This window comes from Chryseobacterium indologenes (genome assembly GCF_002025665.1).
Taxonomy (GTDB): domain Bacteria; phylum Bacteroidota; class Bacteroidia; order Flavobacteriales; family Weeksellaceae; genus Chryseobacterium; species Chryseobacterium metallicongregator.
Genome location: NZ_CP018786.1, coordinates 4,765,647 through 4,781,051, shown reverse-complemented (window position 1 = coordinate 4,781,051; position 15,405 = coordinate 4,765,647). Strand labels below are relative to the sequence as shown.

16 protein-coding genes are annotated in these 15,405 nt (G+C 36.2%); 9 read left to right on the top strand and 7 right to left on the bottom strand.

Annotation, left to right across the window (positions count from 1 at the left end; all coding sequences use genetic code 11):
- Positions 1–33: 33 nt before the first annotated feature.
- On the bottom strand, positions 34–1,290 hold the full coding sequence (locus BUE84_RS21570; RefSeq protein ID WP_079243447.1) for an NAD(P)/FAD-dependent oxidoreductase: 1,257 nt from the start codon (positions 1,288–1,290) through the stop codon (positions 34–36).
- A 98-nt stretch (positions 1,291–1,388) separates the two neighbouring features.
- Here BUE84_RS21570 and hutH point away from each other — a divergent pair, with 98 nt between their 5' ends.
- The 9 genes from hutH to BUE84_RS21525 all read left to right on the top strand — a co-directional run bounded on the left by hutH (position 1,389) and on the right by BUE84_RS21525 (position 11,223).
- Complete coding sequence (gene hutH, locus BUE84_RS21565) at positions 1,389–2,909, top strand: histidine ammonia-lyase (RefSeq protein ID WP_079243446.1); 1,521 nt, start codon at positions 1,389–1,391, stop codon at positions 2,907–2,909.
- 83 nt (positions 2,910–2,992) lie between these two features.
- Positions 2,993–3,724 carry a 3-oxoacyl-ACP reductase FabG gene (gene fabG / locus BUE84_RS21560; protein WP_079243445.1) on the top strand — a complete coding sequence of 244 codons (732 nt, stop codon included), beginning with the start codon at positions 2,993–2,995 and terminating at the stop codon, positions 3,722–3,724.
- A gap of 1 nt (position 3,725) precedes the next feature.
- Positions 3,726–4,946 (top strand): beta-ketoacyl-[acyl-carrier-protein] synthase family protein, encoded by a 1,221-nt coding sequence (locus BUE84_RS21555; protein ID WP_079243444.1) that lies wholly within the window; start codon positions 3,726–3,728, stop codon positions 4,944–4,946.
- Positions 4,947–4,950: 4 nt separating this feature from the next.
- Positions 4,951–5,205, top strand: a complete 255-nt coding sequence (locus tag BUE84_RS21550; RefSeq protein ID WP_047377388.1) for an acyl carrier protein — start codon at positions 4,951–4,953, stop codon at positions 5,203–5,205.
- A 119-nt stretch (positions 5,206–5,324) separates the two neighbouring features.
- The gene (locus BUE84_RS21545; RefSeq protein WP_079243443.1) at positions 5,325–6,209 is read left to right on the top strand and encodes a lipid A biosynthesis acyltransferase; all 885 of its coding nucleotides are present in this window, start codon (positions 5,325–5,327) and stop codon (positions 6,207–6,209) included.
- A 175-nt stretch (positions 6,210–6,384) separates the two neighbouring features.
- On the top strand, positions 6,385–7,911 hold the full coding sequence (locus tag BUE84_RS21540; protein ID WP_079243442.1) for a phytoene desaturase family protein: 1,527 nt from the start codon (positions 6,385–6,387) through the stop codon (positions 7,909–7,911).
- 1 nt (position 7,912) lies between these two features.
- Entirely contained in the window at positions 7,913–9,601 is a 1,689-nt protein-coding gene (locus BUE84_RS21535; RefSeq protein WP_238594309.1) for a C45 family autoproteolytic acyltransferase/hydolase, read from the top strand.
- Positions 9,598–9,963: a hypothetical protein gene (locus tag BUE84_RS21530; protein ID WP_079243441.1), complete on the top strand. Its 366-nt coding sequence runs from the start codon at positions 9,598–9,600 to the stop codon at positions 9,961–9,963. The genes BUE84_RS21535 and BUE84_RS21530 overlap by 4 nt, the downstream gene beginning before the upstream one ends.
- Positions 9,964–9,969: 6 nt before the next feature.
- Positions 9,970–11,223 carry a DUF3887 domain-containing protein gene (locus BUE84_RS21525; protein ID WP_238594308.1) on the top strand — a complete coding sequence of 418 codons (1,254 nt, stop codon included), beginning with the start codon at positions 9,970–9,972 and terminating at the stop codon, positions 11,221–11,223.
- Positions 11,224–11,275: 52 nt separating this feature from the next.
- Here the strand turns inward: BUE84_RS21525 and BUE84_RS21520 are convergent, their stop codons facing one another.
- From BUE84_RS21520 to BUE84_RS21495, 6 genes are all read right to left on the bottom strand, one after another.
- Positions 11,276–12,448: a DUF2062 domain-containing protein gene (locus BUE84_RS21520; protein ID WP_079243439.1), complete on the bottom strand. Its 1,173-nt coding sequence runs from the start codon at positions 12,446–12,448 to the stop codon at positions 11,276–11,278.
- Between the two features lie 4 nt (positions 12,449–12,452).
- Positions 12,453–12,929 (bottom strand): hypothetical protein, encoded by a 477-nt coding sequence (locus tag BUE84_RS21515; protein WP_079243438.1) that lies wholly within the window; start codon positions 12,927–12,929, stop codon positions 12,453–12,455.
- Complete coding sequence (locus tag BUE84_RS21510; protein ID WP_079243437.1) at positions 12,926–13,306, bottom strand: 3-hydroxyacyl-ACP dehydratase; 381 nt, start codon at positions 13,304–13,306, stop codon at positions 12,926–12,928. The genes BUE84_RS21515 and BUE84_RS21510 overlap by 4 nt, the downstream gene beginning before the upstream one ends.
- Positions 13,307–13,388: 82 nt before the next feature.
- A complete protein-coding gene (locus tag BUE84_RS21505; RefSeq protein ID WP_079243436.1) occupies positions 13,389–14,024 on the bottom strand; it encodes a hypothetical protein in 636 nt (211 codons plus the stop codon).
- On the bottom strand, positions 13,990–14,616 hold the full coding sequence (locus BUE84_RS21500) for a LolA family protein (RefSeq protein WP_079243435.1): 627 nt from the start codon (positions 14,614–14,616) through the stop codon (positions 13,990–13,992). Before BUE84_RS21500 ends, BUE84_RS21505 begins: the two co-directional genes overlap by 35 nt.
- Positions 14,609–15,364, bottom strand: coding sequence for a polysaccharide deacetylase family protein (locus BUE84_RS21495; protein WP_079243434.1), 756 nt, complete (start codon positions 15,362–15,364; stop codon positions 14,609–14,611). Before BUE84_RS21495 ends, BUE84_RS21500 begins: the two co-directional genes overlap by 8 nt.
- Positions 15,365–15,405 lie beyond the last annotated feature (41 nt).

Genomic DNA, 15,405 nt, shown 5'->3' with positions numbered 1-15,405 from the left:
ACAAAAAACGGTCTGAATTTTCAGACCGTTTTTTTATGCTTGATTTTGCTGTTCCTGTTTTTCCAGCTTGATCAGGTTGGCAAGGTTTTTAATTACTGTATCGTGCTTTCTTACAAAAGGATTGTCTTTATTCCAGACATAGCCTGCTAAAACAGCACAGATCTTTTTCTTTACATCCGGATTTTCCGGTTGATGGAAGAATAATTCCTGAAGATTTCCGGTATACCATTCTTTTACATACGTTGTGAAAACATCTACTCCGTATAAAATATAATCTGTGTACTCTTTCTGCCAGTCAATTTTTTCTCCTTTCAACTGTCTTAACGCCAGTTTTGCGGCCAGCATTCCGGATTCTGTGGCAAAAGCCATTCCCGAAGAGAAAACAGGATCAAGGAATTCAGAAGCATTACCTGTTAAAGCAAATCCGTCTCCGAATAAACTTTTTACTGAACAGGAATAATCTTTAAGATGTCTTGGTTCAAAAAGAAATTCTACATCGCCAAAACGTTTTACATAATAATCAGAAAGAGAAATGGCTTTTCTCAAAGCTTCTGTTGTATCTCCGTTTTCAGATAATTTGTCGATATATTCAGTAGGACCTACGATTCCTAAACTTGTGTTTCCGTTGGAAAAAGGAATTACCCAAAGCCATACTTCTGTTTCAATAATGTCAAAAGAAATCAAAGTTCCTTCTTCTCCGGGTTCTCTGTTGATATCATTTACATGAGAGAAAATAGCAGAGTGAGGTGATAATTTTGAAGGTTTCTCCAAATCAAGAAGACGAGGCAGTACTCTTCCGTAGCCACTGGAATCGATCACAAACTTAGCATGAATCTCTTTTGTTGCTCCATCCTTGTTTCTTACCGTAGTTATGGAATCTGTTCCGTCAAATTTGATGTCTATAACCTCAGTTTCAAATTCAAGATCAATCCCCTTATTCATTACTTCCTGAGCAAGAGTATTATCAAAATCAGCTCTTGGAACCTGCCAGGTCCAGTCCCAGCCTTCCCCGAATTTGTTGCTGAAATCAAAAATGCAAACTTCCTCACCACGAAGAAAACGAGCTCCAAGCTTTTTTTCAAAGCCCATTTTGTCTAATGCAGGGAAAAGTCCGGCCTCCTCAAAGTGGTCCATTACCCTTGGAATTAAGCTTTCACCCACTACGAGTCTGGGGAATTTTGTCTTTTCGACTACTTTTACGCTGACGTTATTGTTCTTCAGGTACGAAGAAGACACGCATCCGGAGGGTCCGGCTCCGATTACAAGAACGTCAACAAATTCTTTGCTCATCTTTGATTTTTTATTTTAATAATAACTTTTATCTTTGCCGCAAAATTAGTGACAAATAATTAATATTTTACAAAATTATCAACTATTACTTTTAATTGATGAAAATAAATAACTTTTTAGAACTGAAAGACTTTCAAAAAATTATCATTGAGAATGAAAAAATAGAACTGGATGAATCACTTTTATCGAGAGTGGATAAAAGTTTTCAGTTTTTAAAAGAATTTTCAAAAAATAAAGTAATATATGGTGTCAACACTGGTTTTGGGCCTATGGCTCAGTTTAAAATCAGTGATGAAGATACACACCAACTTCAGTATAACCTGATCAGAAGCCACTCTTCAGGAATCGGGAATCCTTTACCTGCAGAAGAAGTAAAAGCATGTATGCTGGCAAGATTGAATACCTTATCATTAGGGAATTCAGGAGTGCACCAGTCTGTTATTTATCTTCTTCAGGAGCTGATCAACAGAGATATTACTCCACTGATCTTTGAACATGGAGGAGTAGGAGCAAGTGGTGACCTTGTTCAGCTGGCTCACCTGGCTTTGGTATTAATTGGAGAAGGAGAAGTATTTTATAAAGGAGAAAGAAAATCTACCAAAGAGGTTTTTGAAACTGAAGGTTTAGAACCGATAAAAGTTGAGATCCGTGAAGGTCTTGCTTTGATGAACGGAACTTCTGTGATGTCAGGAATCGGTATCGTAAACGCCTATAAAGCGAATCAGCTTACAGATATTTCCCTTAGACTTTCTTGTGCAATCAATGAAATTGTACAGGCTTATGATGATCATTTATCAGCAGCATTGAACGGAACTAAGAAACATTACGGTCAGCAGAAAGTGGCAGAAAGAATGCGTGCTCACCTGGCAGACAGTAAACTGATCAGAAAAAGAGAAGAACATCTTTATACCCATTTTGAAGAACAGGAAAAAGTATTCAAGGAAAAAGTTCAGGAATATTATTCTTTAAGATGTGTTCCTCAGATTTTAGGTCCGGTACTGGATACGTTGGAATACACAGAAAAAGTTCTTGAAAATGAGATCAATTCTGCGAATGATAACCCAATTATCAACGTTGAAGACCAGCATGTGTATCACGGAGGAAACTTCCACGGAGATTATATATCTCTGGAAATGGACAAACTTAAAATTGTAGTTACCAAACTTACCATGCTTGCAGAAAGACAGCTAAACTATCTTCTGAATGCTAAAATCAACGAAATTTTACCTCCTTTTGTCAATTTAGGTAAATTAGGTTTCAATTTCGGGATGCAGGGGGTACAGTTTACAGCAACTTCTACTACTGCAGAAAGCCAGATGCTGTCAAACTCTATGTATGTTCACAGTATTCCAAACAATAATGATAATCAGGATATCGTTAGTATGGGAACAAATGCTGCTGTAATCTGCAGAAAAGTCATTGAAAATGCCTTTGAGGTATTGGCTATTGAAGCTATTACCATCATTCAGGCGGTTGAATATCTTGGATTCCAGGATAAGGTTTCATCCTCTACAAAAGAACTGTATGACGAAATCAGAAAAATTATTCCTGCTTTCTCAGACGATATGGTCATGTATCCGTATCTGGAGGAAGTAAAGAAATATCTGAAAGGAATGTAACTATTGGTTGCCATCAATTGTCTTTTAAAAAAAGGCTTCCAACATCAACTTAAAAAAACTAAAAACGATATAAACACTAACGCATGAAATGTGCAATTGTAACAGGAGGCTCCAGAGGAATCGGGAGAGCAATCTGTATAAAACTGGCTGAAGAGAAAAACTATCACATCCTTATCAACTACGCTTCAAATGAAACGGCAGCCAAAGAAACATTGGCTAAAGTGGAAGAATTGGGTGCTACCGGAGAAATCCTTAAATTTGATGTAGGAAACACCGAAGAAACACAAGCTGTTTTAACGGAGTGGCAGGAGAAAAACCCTGATGCCGTGGTAGAAGTGATCGTCAATAATGCCGGAATCACAAGAGACGGTCTTTTTATGTGGATGCAAAAGGAAGACTGGAACAGTGTAATCAATACAAGTCTGGACGGATTCTTCAATGTGACCAATTTCTTTATTCAAAAGCTGCTTCGTAACAAATACGGAAGAATCATCAATATGGTTTCTGTATCGGGAGTAAAAGGAACAGCTGGTCAAACGAATTATTCTGCAGCAAAAGGAGCTTTAGTAGGAGCTACAAAAGCCCTTGCTCAGGAAGTTGCCAAAAGAAATGTTACCGTAAATGCAGTAGCCCCTGGTTTCATCAAAACAGATATGACTCAGGAATTCAATGAAGAAGAACTGAAAGCAATGATTCCTGCCAACAGATTCGGAGAAGCAGAAGAAGTGGCGGATCTTGTAGCATTTTTAGCATCTAGAAAATCTTCCTACATTACAGGAGAAGTGATTAATATTAACGGAGGAATTTATTCATAACATGGAAAATAGGGTTGTAATTACCGGAATGGGAATTTATTCCTGCATCGGGACGTCTTTAGAAGAGGTCAGGGAATCCCTATATCAAGGAAAATCCGGTATTGTTTTAGATCAGGACAGAAAAGAATTTGGTTTCAGGTCCGGCCTTACAGGAGTAGTTCCGAAACCTGATCTGAAAAATCTTTTAAACAGACGCCAGCGTGTCAGCATGGGAGAAGAAAGCGAATATGCTTATCTTGCTACTATGGATGCTTTAAAACAGGCGAATCTGGACGAAGAATTCTTAGATGCTCATGAAGTGGGGATCTTATACGGAAATGACAGTGTTTCCCAGGCAGTCGTAGAATCTATCGATATTGCAAGGGAAAAGAAAGATACTACATTGATGGGATCGGGAGCGATCTTTAAATCAATGAACTCAACGGTAACGATGAACCTTTCAACCATTTTTAAACTGAAAGGAATTAATCTTACCATCAGTGCAGCATGTGCAAGCGGTTCCCATTCTTTGGGACTGGCTTATATGATGATCAAAAACGGATTTCAGGATATGATTATCTGTGGTGGTGCTCAGGAAACCAACAAATATTCCATGGCGAGTTTTGATGGATTGGGAGTATTCTCAGCCAGAGAAGATGAGCCTGCGAAAGCATCCAGACCTTTCGATGCAGAAAGAGACGGACTGATTCCCAGTGGCGGAGCAGCCAGCCTGATTGTTGAAAGCTTAGAATCTGCCCAAAGAAGAGGTGCTCCGATTATTGCCGAAATTATTGGGTATGGTTTCTCTTCAAACGGAGGTCATATTTCAACACCCAATGTGGACGGGCCGGCTTTAGCAATGGACAGAGCGTTAAAACAATCAGGATTAAAAGCTTCAGACATCGATTATATCAATGCTCATGCAACGTCTACTCCAATTGGGGATGCCAATGAGGCAAAAGCCATTTATGAGATCTTCGGGAGTGAAGTTCCGGTAAGTTCTACCAAATCTATGACGGGACATGAGTGCTGGATGGCAGGTGCAAGTGAAGTTATCTACTCCATTCTGATGATGCAGAATAATTTTGTTGCTCCGAATATTAATCTGGAAAACCCTGATAATGAAGCACAAAAGATAAATTTAGTGGCAAAAACAAAAAATCAAAAAATTGATGTATTTTTGTCGAATTCTTTTGGGTTTGGGGGAACCAATTCTGCATTAATAGTTAAAAAATTTGATTAAAAACATGGAAAGGGAAAAAATTGTTGCTATTGTTAATGATTTTCTTGTCAACGAATTCGAGGTAGACGGAGACGAAATCAGTAACGATGCCAACCTTAAAAATACACTGGGCCTAGACAGCTTAGATTATATCGACATGGTAGTCGTGATTGAATCCAATTTCGGGGTGAAATTAGGAGAAGCAGATTTCAAAAAAATGGTAACATTTGATGATTTCTATACAACGATTGAAAATAAGATTGCTGAAAAAAACGCTTAGTTATTGAGTAAATCTTTATTCTATAAAATGTGCCAATGTAACAATATCACAGTGATCCGGTAACGGACACTTCAAAAAGGTATTATTACATTGGCTCTCTGTTATATTAAATTCTAGATATGAACAAGTGGAAAGGTAAATCTAAAGGAACAGTACTCGGATACAGAATATTCGTCTGGTGTATTAGAAATATCGGGATCAGAAGTTCATATGGTGTGCTGTATTTTGTAGCAGCATATTATTCACTGTTTCAGAAGAAAAGCAACCAATACATTCTTTATTATTTTCAGAAAAGACTGAACTATGGATACTGGAAATCCAAAACCTCCATATTTAAAAGTTATTTTACCTTCGGAAAAGTTCTGATCGATAAAACAGCTATTTCTGCCGGACTTAGAGAAAAATACACCTATGAGTTTGACGGTATTGAAAACCTCAGAAATCTTTTAGCCGCTAAAAAAGGAGGTGTACTGATCAGCGCTCATATCGGTAATTTTGAAATTGCAGAGCATTTTTTTGCCGATATTGATTTCGACTGTCAGATCAATCTCGTAACCACAGATCAGGAAGTTACCGTAATTAAAGAATACCTGGAGAGCGTTGCCATAAAAGAAAGTAATATCAAGTTCATCTATGTAAAAGAAGATATGTCGCATATCTTTGAAATTAACAAAGCTTTGTCAGAGAATGAGCTGATCTGCTTTACCGGAGACCGTTATTTTGAAGGATCCAAATATCTGGAAGCAGACTTATTGGGAAAGAGCGCAAAGTTTCCGGCTGGCCCGTTTTTGATTGCCTCAAGATTGGGAGTTCCCGTAGTCTATGTGTATGTGATGAAGGAAAATAATCTTCATTACCACTTGTATGCAAGAGTGGCTCAGAATATCAAAAACCGTGATTCACAGGGGCTTTTACAGTCATATGTTCAGAATCTGGAAACCATGGTGAAAAAATATCCCCTTCAATGGTTTAATTATTTTGATTTTTGGGATGATGTTGATTAATTTTTCTATTTTTATCCCGTAAAAACAAACGAAAAACTAAAAACCATTAAGATGTACTAAGAATTAAGATCATTAAATAGTATTTTCCAAATAAAATTTCTTTGTTTACTGTACCAAAGTAATCTTTAAATATCTTAAATTCCCTGTTTCTTAATTATTAAAAGCACATTCTCTTTTGAAGAAAGAATACGACATACTTGTAATCGGCAGCGGATTGGGAGGTCTTGTTTCAGCTCTTATTTTGGCGAAAGAAGGTCTGAAAGTATGCGTTCTGGAGAAAAATAACCAATATGGAGGAAATCTGCAGACCTTTTCAAGAGATAAACTTATTTTTGATACCGGAGTGCATTATCTGGGAGGCTTATCCAAAGGGCAGAATCTGAACCAGTTCTTTTCCTATCTTGAAATCATGGATGATCTTGAACTTCAAATAATGGATGAAGACGGCTATGACAGGATTAGCTTTGGAGATGATGAAATAGAATATCCACATGCACAAGGCTATCAGAATTTTGTAGAACAGCTTTCCAAATACTTCCCCGAAGAAAAAGAAAATCTTGAAAACTATTGTGAAGAAATTCAGTATGTATGCAGCCAGTTTCCCAGATATCATGTGGTAGGAAAAGACAACTACAACGAAGAAATCCTGCACCTTAATACCAAAAGATTCATCGAATCTGTTACCCAGAATAAAAGACTTCAGTCGGTTTTACTGGGTTCTAACTTTTTATATGCCGGAGATTCTGAGAATGTTCCCTTTTATGTACATGCTTTGACGGTAAATTCTTATATCCAAAGTGCTTACAAATGTGTGAAAGGAGGAAGTCAGATCTCTAAACTTCTGATCAGAAAACTTCGGGAATATGGAGCCGAAGTACACAAGCATTCGGAAGTTTCAGAATTTGTTTTTAATGAAAATAATATACTGACCTCTGTCAAAACAAAAACAGGAAAAGAATACACGGCAAAACAATTTATTTCAAATATAGAAATCCGTTCCACTATTAAGCTTATTGGTGAAGAAAGACTTAAGAAATCTTTTCTGAACAGGGTTTTAAGCTGGAAGCCGGTTTCATCATGCTTTAGTATTTACCTTGTTTTAAAACCTCACTGTCTTCCGAATTTTAATTATAACAGATATCATTACTCCTCTGAAGAACAGGTTTGGAACGCATTCCAATACCGGAAAGAATCATGGCCGGAAACGTATATGCTTTCTTCCACACCATCGAAACGTCATCCTGAATTCGCAGAAAGTCTGACGGTGATATCTTATATGGATTTTGATGAGGTTAAAGAATGGGAAAATACCTTCAATACTGTTGCTGATGAGCATGAAAGAGGAAATTCTTATGAAAGATTTAAGCTTGAAAAAACAGAAAAAATGCTTGACGCTCTGGAAAAGAAAATTCCAAATGTAAGGCATGCCATTGAAACACTCTATACTTCCTCTCCTTTGTCTTATCGGGACTATATCGGGAATTGTGAAGGAAATATGTATGGATACATGAAAAGCTCGGAGAATCCCCTTAAAACGATGGTTTCTCCCCGTACCAAAATTGACAATCTTTTTCTGACCGGACAATCCGTGAATATGCATGGGATCTTAGGCGTTACTATCGGAGCTTTTAATACCTGTGCTGAAATTATCGGAAAAGAAACGATAGATATGCGGCTGAACCAAATGATTAATAAAAACTAAAGTGAAAAAAACTAAAACCATTTATTCATCTTACAAAAGAATTTTTCTTTATTTCACTTTTTGTGTTTTACTCACATCTTGCGGAATCTCAAAGTCCATCAAACATATTCCCGAGGTAAAACAATATGCTCTGGAAGTTCCGAAAGTAAACCAGATCAATGACAGTACATTCAGCTACAATCAGAATTATCTTACCAAAAATAGACAGCAGCTCTGGGAACTTTATATCAAAGGAAATCCTTTGCAGCTTGGATATAATAACGGAGCATTGACTCAAAGCTTAATGCAGAAACAGGAAGGTATTTTCTTTTCAAAAGTGGAAGGGTTTGTGCCCTCAAAATTCAGACAAAGGCTGTTAAGAGGCTTTTTAAAATGGTATAACAGAAAAATGTACCTCAACGTAAGAGAAGATTATCAGGCAGAATTATTTGGCTTGTCACAATATTCATCCAATCAGTATGATTTTATTGCACCCAAATATTTAAGAAATCTTTACCTGCACGGAGCGCATGATATAGGACACGCTATGCAGGATCTTGCTATGGTGGGCTGTACATCTCTTGCTGTATGGAATGAAAATACTGAAGATGGAGACTTGTTGATTGGAAGAAATTTCGATTTTTATGTGGGAGATGATTTTGCTAAAAATAAATTGGTAGAATTTGTGCAACCCGAAGAAGGCATTCCCTACATGTCGGTAAGCTGGCCGGGAATGATTGGTGTGGTTTCCGGAATGAATAAAGAAGGAATTACAGTGACCATTAACGCTGGAAAATCAAAAATTCCTTTAACGGCAAAGACTCCGATTTCCCTTGTTACAAGAGAGATTCTGCAATATGCAAAAAATATAGAAGAAGCTATTGCCATTGCCCAAAAAAGAAAAGTTTTCGTTTCAGAGTCCATTCTTGTGGGAAGTGCGGCAGATAAAAATGCAGTCATTATTGAAGTTTCACCTAAGAATTTCGGAGTATACAGAGTGCAGAATACCAGCAGAGTTCTTTGTACCAATCATTTCCAGTCTGAAGCTTACAAAGATGACAAAAGAAATCAGACACAGATTGAAGAAAGCCATTCCGAATATCGTTATGAAAAACTTCAGGAGCTTTTGCAGGAAGAAAAAAAGATCACTCCGGAAAAGATGGCTTCTATTTTAAGAAATAGATCCGGATTGAAAGATAAAAATATAGGTTATGGAAATGAAAAAGCACTTAATCAGCTATTGGCTCACCATGCCGTTATATTTTCGCCTCAGAAAAAGCTGGTTTGGGTTTCTTCTAATCCGTATCAGCTGGGAGAATTTGTATGTTATGATCTGAATGAGATTTTTTCCGGGAAGCAGTTGTCGCAAAGTTTACAGGCAAAAACAGGATTGAATATTGCGAGAGATCCGTTTGCTGATTCTGAAGAGTTTGAGCATTATGAACAGTCTAAAATGTTGGGCAAAGAAATCAATGAGGCAGCTGATGACAAAAAGATGCTGTTGACAGATGATATAATTCCATCCTACCAAGCCATGAACCCTGATTTTTGGCTGGTCTATTATCAGTCGGGAAAATATTATTTTAGCAAAAAAGAATATTCAAAGGCAAAAATGGAGTTTGAAAAAGCATTGACGAAAGAAATTACAACAGTTCCGGACAGAAAAAATGTTGAAAAATACCTGAAGAAAACTTTAAAGAAACTGAAATGATCCCTAAATATATAAAACTGCTTTTCTGCATTCCTTTTGTCATTATCATCTGTTATTCTGTGTATTTGTGTACCGTTTACAGTTCAATACCAGACACCATCACTATTCACGGTTACGGAAGTATGAAAGACAATTATGGAAGCAAAATCTTTCTTGTGTTTCCTGTACTTATGAATCTCGCTGTTCTTGTGTTTATTTGGCTGATCATCAGAAGACCTGATAAAATAAAATTTACTTTTGAAATCAAAGACGATGAAAAAGAAAAAACCTACCATATCACACAGTTAGCTCTGGTAATTATTGCGATATTTGTCACCATAATGATGACGCCATTATCATTCGCTGATGTGGTTTATAAATAATTGATTATGAAAAAACTTTTAACCCTATTCTTTTCCGTATCTGCTATTTTATTCTTTTCTCAGGATAGAAAAGAGATCGGAAATACTTTCATTAAAGCTTTGCTAGTAGATAAAAATGCGGAAAAAGCACACTCTTATTTTGATTCTTCCGTGGCAGGACAAATTCCGGTAGATCAGCTTAAAGCTATACCGGACCAGCTTCAGAGCCAGGTTGGAGGATTGAAAAATATCCTTGAAGTAAATAATGAAGGAAACACCTATTATTACTATTCCGAATTTGAAAAAACAAAACTTGATATTCAAATTACTTTCGGAGAAAATAATAAAATGCTGGGTTTCTTTTTAGTTCCGCATAAAACATTTGAAAAACCCGATGAGAAAACCACACTTAAAATAAAAAGTGATGGATTTGAACTGAATGGAACTTTATTGCTTCCTCCTTCCAACAATAAAAAGAAACTGGTTATTTTCGTTCATGGATCAGGAGCACATGACAGAGACGAAACCATTGGGGAAAATAAGCCGTTTAAAGATATTGCAGAATATCTTTTAGCCAACGGAATTGCTTCTTACCGATATGATAAAAGAACCTATTCCTATCCTGAAACATTTAATGAAAAATCTACTGTAGAACAGGAAACCATCAATGATGCTGTAAACGCAGCTCTTTATTTTAAAAATAATGCTGATTACAAAGGATATCAGATTATCATTCTTGGGCATAGCCAGGGAGCGTATATGATGCCAAAAATTGCAGAAAAGGCTCAGGTTTCAAAATATGTTTTTATGGCTGGAAATGCAAGACCATTACAGGATTTATTAGTGGAACAGTATGATTATCTTCATGCTATAGATCCAACTAAAGTTCCTGCAGAGGCGGTTCAGGAAGTAAAAAAGCAAGTAGCATTTTTAAATTCATCTAAATTTAAGCTAAGTTCACCCTCGTCAGAGCTTCCTTTGGGACAATCTGCACCCTATTGGAAATATATAAAGGATTACAATCAGCTTAATGAGGTTAAAAAAGTAAAAGCTCCCATGTTTTTTGCACAAGGGGGAAGAGATTATCAGGTAACTGAGAAAGACTTTAACCTTTGGAAAGAAACATTGAAAAATGATAAGACAGCCGTATTTAAGTTTTATCCTGCATTAAGTCACTTATTTATTTCCGGCACCGGAAAACCGTCTCCAAAAGATTATGAAACAAAAGGGAACGTGGATGAACAGTTTTTGAAAGACCTTACCCAATTTATTTTGAAATAGTTGAAAATATATATTCAATTTTGATAAGCCTGGAACATTGTTCCGGGCTTTTTTAATTATTTTCCGGGCTTACTTTATTCAAAAATAAAAAAGCAGTTATTCCTGAAAGAGCAGAAAGGGTAGTACTTAATATAAAACTGCCAATAACATATTGCAGCAGGTTGTTTTTAATCAATTCAAAATTTAAATCCTGACTTAATAGATCACTGTCACCACTTACAAAAGGGGCACCCAGAAACAGGGAAGCCGCTATAATAAAAGGAATAAAAGGAGGAAGACTCACATTGGACGCTACAAATGCAAGTACTTTATTAAGTTTAAAAAGTACAGATAAACTGATTACCAAAAGAGTCTGAAATCCCCAGAAAGGTGAAAGTCCTATAAACACTCCCAGCGCTATAGAAAATGCTTTTGTACGGTTGCTCCCGTCACTTTCTAAGACATCTTCCTGTATGAATCTTTTAAAGCTTTTTTTTTTGAAATTATTCACGAAATTTCTCGGAATAATGTAAAGCAGGGTAATCGTCACCAAAATCGTATTCAGAATACTGATTCTGGTGAAATCTTTGAAGGGTCTGAAATGCGAAACCCGCTCTGCAGGATCATATAAAACCTTGATCGGAACATTCTTTACCGGAACATGCCTCCATGCAGTTCTTACAATAATTTCGATTTCGAATTCAAACTTTGGAGTAAAGTATTTTTTTGGAATTTTATGCAAAGGATAAAGCCTGTAACCGGACTGTGTATCTTCCAGCCTGATACCGGTTTCAAACCAGAACCAGAAATTGGAAAAACGGTTTCCGAAGCTGCTTTTCTTAGGAATACCATCCTGAGACATATTTCTGTTCCCGATCAGAAGAACTTCCTCTTTTTCCTCAAGAAGAGCTTCTACAAACACAGGAATATCATCCGGATAATGCTGCCCATCCGAATCAATCGTGATGGCGTAATCATAGCCTGACTTCTTAGCTGCTCTGAAACCTGTTTTAAGACCATTTCCTTTTCCTTTGTTCTCTGGAAGGGAAATAACCGTAATCTGAGGATATTGAGAAAGAATCTGTACCGTAGAATCTGTGGAACCATCATTAACCACAATAATATTTTCGGTGTAGTCGAGAACGCCGTCAATAACCCTCTTCAGGGTTTTTTCATTATTGTAGGTAGGTATTAAAATGCATATCTTCTTTTCAGAAATTGCATTTTGAACTTCAGCAAGGGACATTTTTTTATTTTAAAGTGGCTCTTTCGGCCTCTGTAATGGTTTTGGATTGCATTGCAAACCTTTTGATATAGCCTTTTAATGCTGTATTCTGTTTGCTGTAATTGTTCAACAGGAAAGCTTTATCATCCTTCAAACTTCCACGGTATCCTACAATTTTCGGAATATTTTCCTGAACGCTCATTCTGATCAGACGTAATTCCGCATTATTAGGATTGTTTTTGATAACAGCTTCAAGGCTTGTAGCTCCTGTTTTTACCAGTGATTTTCTGTTACTTTTAGCAATTTTTGCTTCCATAATCTTTGCTGCTGCCTTGTATCCTACAGTGACTGCATCAGAACCGGATTGTTTGTCCGCTGTTTCAATGAAGTTTTGTGTATTAGTATTAGATTCATTGGCTTTAGCATAGCTGTTTCTCAATGCTTCAAGATCAGACTGAAAGAAAAAAGCAAATGCTGCAAAGAATGATAAGATTAGTTTCATGATGGTAATTTTTTATAGCTTACAGACAATTTCAATGCAATAGTCTCGCCAAAAGAAGTCGTGTTTTTTACTTTAACATCTTCTTCATTTTCAGCAATATCCAGTTGAAGTACCAGATCAGGTGTTTCAAAAGGATTGATAATCGCCATGAACTTTACATTGGAAGCTGTTTTCAGAAATAACTTTGAACCTGTAAATTCCTCAGTCAGTTCCTTAATAATTTGCATCATACAAACACCGGGAGTTACCGGATTTCCAGGAAAATGTCCTTTAAAAATCTCGTGGTCTTTATTAAGGTTGATATGAGCAGTAAACTTTCCGTCTTCTGTCTTATCGTATGAGGTTAATGTGTAAAAGTCTGTAAGAATGGTTTGCATGATCTTATTTTTTAAGATTAAATGTACAATACAATCTGATCTGAAAAGAACTCAAATATTGTACAATTTTTCCTGTTGGAACTTATTCTGTTTCGGTTATTTGAACTAGTTTTATATTGATCTTAAAGTCTTTGTGCTGTAGATTTAAGCTATCCGCGAAGATATGCTTTTTTGCATCAAAAGTAAAATTGATTTTTTCCTTGTTATTTTTCGTGTAAATGATCTGTTTCAATAAATTGTTTTCTTTACTGAAGAATAAGTAATACCTTTTATTCTCAATTTTAGAAAGATAAATTTTCGCATTTTCATTCTCAAAACTTTCGCTTACCGGATATTGTTTTTTCAGAAGCTGCTGAAAATCATTCTTCAGGAAATTGATCACGATTTTTTTATCCAGATCAGGAAGTACATAATTCAGTTTAAAATTCTCATCAGAAACCTCAAAATCAATCAATTTATTTCCAAAATCTGATGTTAAAGCAACACGATGGGTTGTTTCATTCAATTTCTTAATGATCAGAATTCCGCTCACATGGTTTTTATAAATGTCCATCTGGCATTTATATACATAATCTTCGGTGGAAGAAAAGTATAAATTTTCAACCATCTTTTCAGAAGAAGAGACAGGTTTTGCTTCTGTTAACTGATACGTCTTACAGGAAACAACCAGGATTAGAATCAGACTATAAAGAAAACTCTGACGCAGGAATGGAAGCATTGATCTTTGTATTTTTGAAAACAATATTCGTAGTATCTCCGGAAGCCTCCGTCATATTCACCTGGGAAACTGTCGACTGGTTCTTAGGGAAATACAGCTCAATCTGCTTGATGTATTTCAACAGCTGCGAAGTCTTAGGAATAAACTTTGCTACATTGTAATTTCCGTTCTTAAAATAAGTTACAGTAAACTCCGGATCATTAAACATCGTTCCGTTTGAGCTTCCTACAATCAGTTTATTAATTTTTTCAAACGTTTTGCTCTTGGCATCTACAGAAGATTTTTTCCCCTGATCATTGATGTAGATCTTATTGCTTTTAAAAACAATACTGTACTGATAAGGTTTAGTATACTTCCAGCTCAGCATATTGGGAGTCTGTAATGACATTTTTCCATAGGTAACAATACTTTTATCCAGAAAATCCATTTTTTTGGTCTGGGTAAAATCACTTTGTAATGTTTTGATCTCTTTTGTCTCTGAAGAAACCTTCGATACAAATGCTTTAGCTTCAGTTCCTGACATTGCCGTATTTTGTGCAAAAAAGAAACCGGAAACCAGTAAAAATGCTCCGAAAGCAATATTTTTAATCATTTCTATTTGAATTTATCACTGTATCAACAGTAAAGGTTGAATATTTTTTATCCTTCAAAAATACTAATAAATCTATCAGAACACGATAAGTCTTTTCCGAGGTATCATGAAGCAGGATAATGCTCCCTTTTTTCAAGTCTTTGGTAACTCTGGTATAGATTTTCTTTTCATCATCAATGATGGTGTCTAAGGAGCGGACATTCCATCCGATACTTTTTTTATGTGTTCTTTTAATCGCTTTCGCAATATTGGGATTCGTCACTCCGAAAGGTGGCCTGTAGAGATGGGTGCTGATATTTCCAACGTTCTTCATGATTGCATCACATTTTTCAATTTCCTCAATCATTTTTGAAGTAGATAAAAATCCTGTAGAATTGGAATGTGTTAAGGTATGATTTCCAATAGTATGGCCTTCAGCAATAATTCTCTGAAACGTTTCCGGATATTTTTCGATCTGTTTCCCGATACAGAAAAAGGTGGCTTTTACCTGATGTTCCTTAAGTAAGTCTAAAAATTTCGGGGTAAACTCGGTAGGCCCGTCATCAAAAGTAAGAGCTACTTCTTTAATTCTGGTGCGTTTATGAGTAAGGCTGTTGACAAAATATCCCAGTTCAATATCAAAAGAACCCCAAACTACAATTGCAGAAAAAGCAAAAAAACAAAACAGATACACCCAAAAACTTCCGTGAAACGCATAAATAAAAGCGTTACAGAAAAGATAGAAGAGGATGAAAGGATAGTGTTTCATTGCTGACTACTTTTTTATATTGTTGATTAATTGGAAACCTC

What these genes read in the sequence shown, in the direction of transcription:
- BUE84_RS21525 (WP_238594308.1), top strand. Translation starts at nt 9,970, where the DNA reads ATGAAAAAACTTTTAACCCTATTCTTTTCCGTATCTGCTATTTTATTC.
- fabG (WP_079243445.1), top strand. Translation starts at nt 2,993, where the DNA reads ATGAAATGTGCAATTGTAACAGGAGGCTCCAGAGGAATCGGGAGAGCA.
- BUE84_RS21570 (WP_079243447.1), bottom strand. Translation starts at nt 1,290, where the DNA reads ATGAGCAAAGAATTTGTTGACGTTCTTGTAATCGGAGCCGGACCCTCC.
- hutH (WP_079243446.1), top strand. Translation starts at nt 1,389, where the DNA reads ATGAAAATAAATAACTTTTTAGAACTGAAAGACTTTCAAAAAATTATC.
- BUE84_RS21520 (WP_079243439.1), bottom strand. Translation starts at nt 12,448, where the DNA reads ATGTCCCTTGCTGAAGTTCAAAATGCAATTTCTGAAAAGAAGATATGC.
- BUE84_RS21545 (WP_079243443.1), top strand. Translation starts at nt 5,325, where the DNA reads ATGAACAAGTGGAAAGGTAAATCTAAAGGAACAGTACTCGGATACAGA.
- BUE84_RS21495 (WP_079243434.1), bottom strand. Translation starts at nt 15,364, where the DNA reads ATGAAACACTATCCTTTCATCCTCTTCTATCTTTTCTGTAACGCTTTT.
- BUE84_RS21510 (WP_079243437.1), bottom strand. Translation starts at nt 13,306, where the DNA reads ATGCAAACCATTCTTACAGACTTTTACACATTAACCTCATACGATAAG.
- BUE84_RS21530 (WP_079243441.1), top strand. Translation starts at nt 9,598, where the DNA reads ATGATCCCTAAATATATAAAACTGCTTTTCTGCATTCCTTTTGTCATT.
- BUE84_RS21505 (WP_079243436.1), bottom strand. Translation starts at nt 14,024, where the DNA reads ATGCTTCCATTCCTGCGTCAGAGTTTTCTTTATAGTCTGATTCTAATC.
- BUE84_RS21555 (WP_079243444.1), top strand. Translation starts at nt 3,726, where the DNA reads ATGGAAAATAGGGTTGTAATTACCGGAATGGGAATTTATTCCTGCATC.
- BUE84_RS21550 (WP_047377388.1), top strand. Translation starts at nt 4,951, where the DNA reads ATGGAAAGGGAAAAAATTGTTGCTATTGTTAATGATTTTCTTGTCAAC.
- BUE84_RS21500 (WP_079243435.1), bottom strand. Translation starts at nt 14,616, where the DNA reads ATGATTAAAAATATTGCTTTCGGAGCATTTTTACTGGTTTCCGGTTTC.
- BUE84_RS21515 (WP_079243438.1), bottom strand. Translation starts at nt 12,929, where the DNA reads ATGAAACTAATCTTATCATTCTTTGCAGCATTTGCTTTTTTCTTTCAG.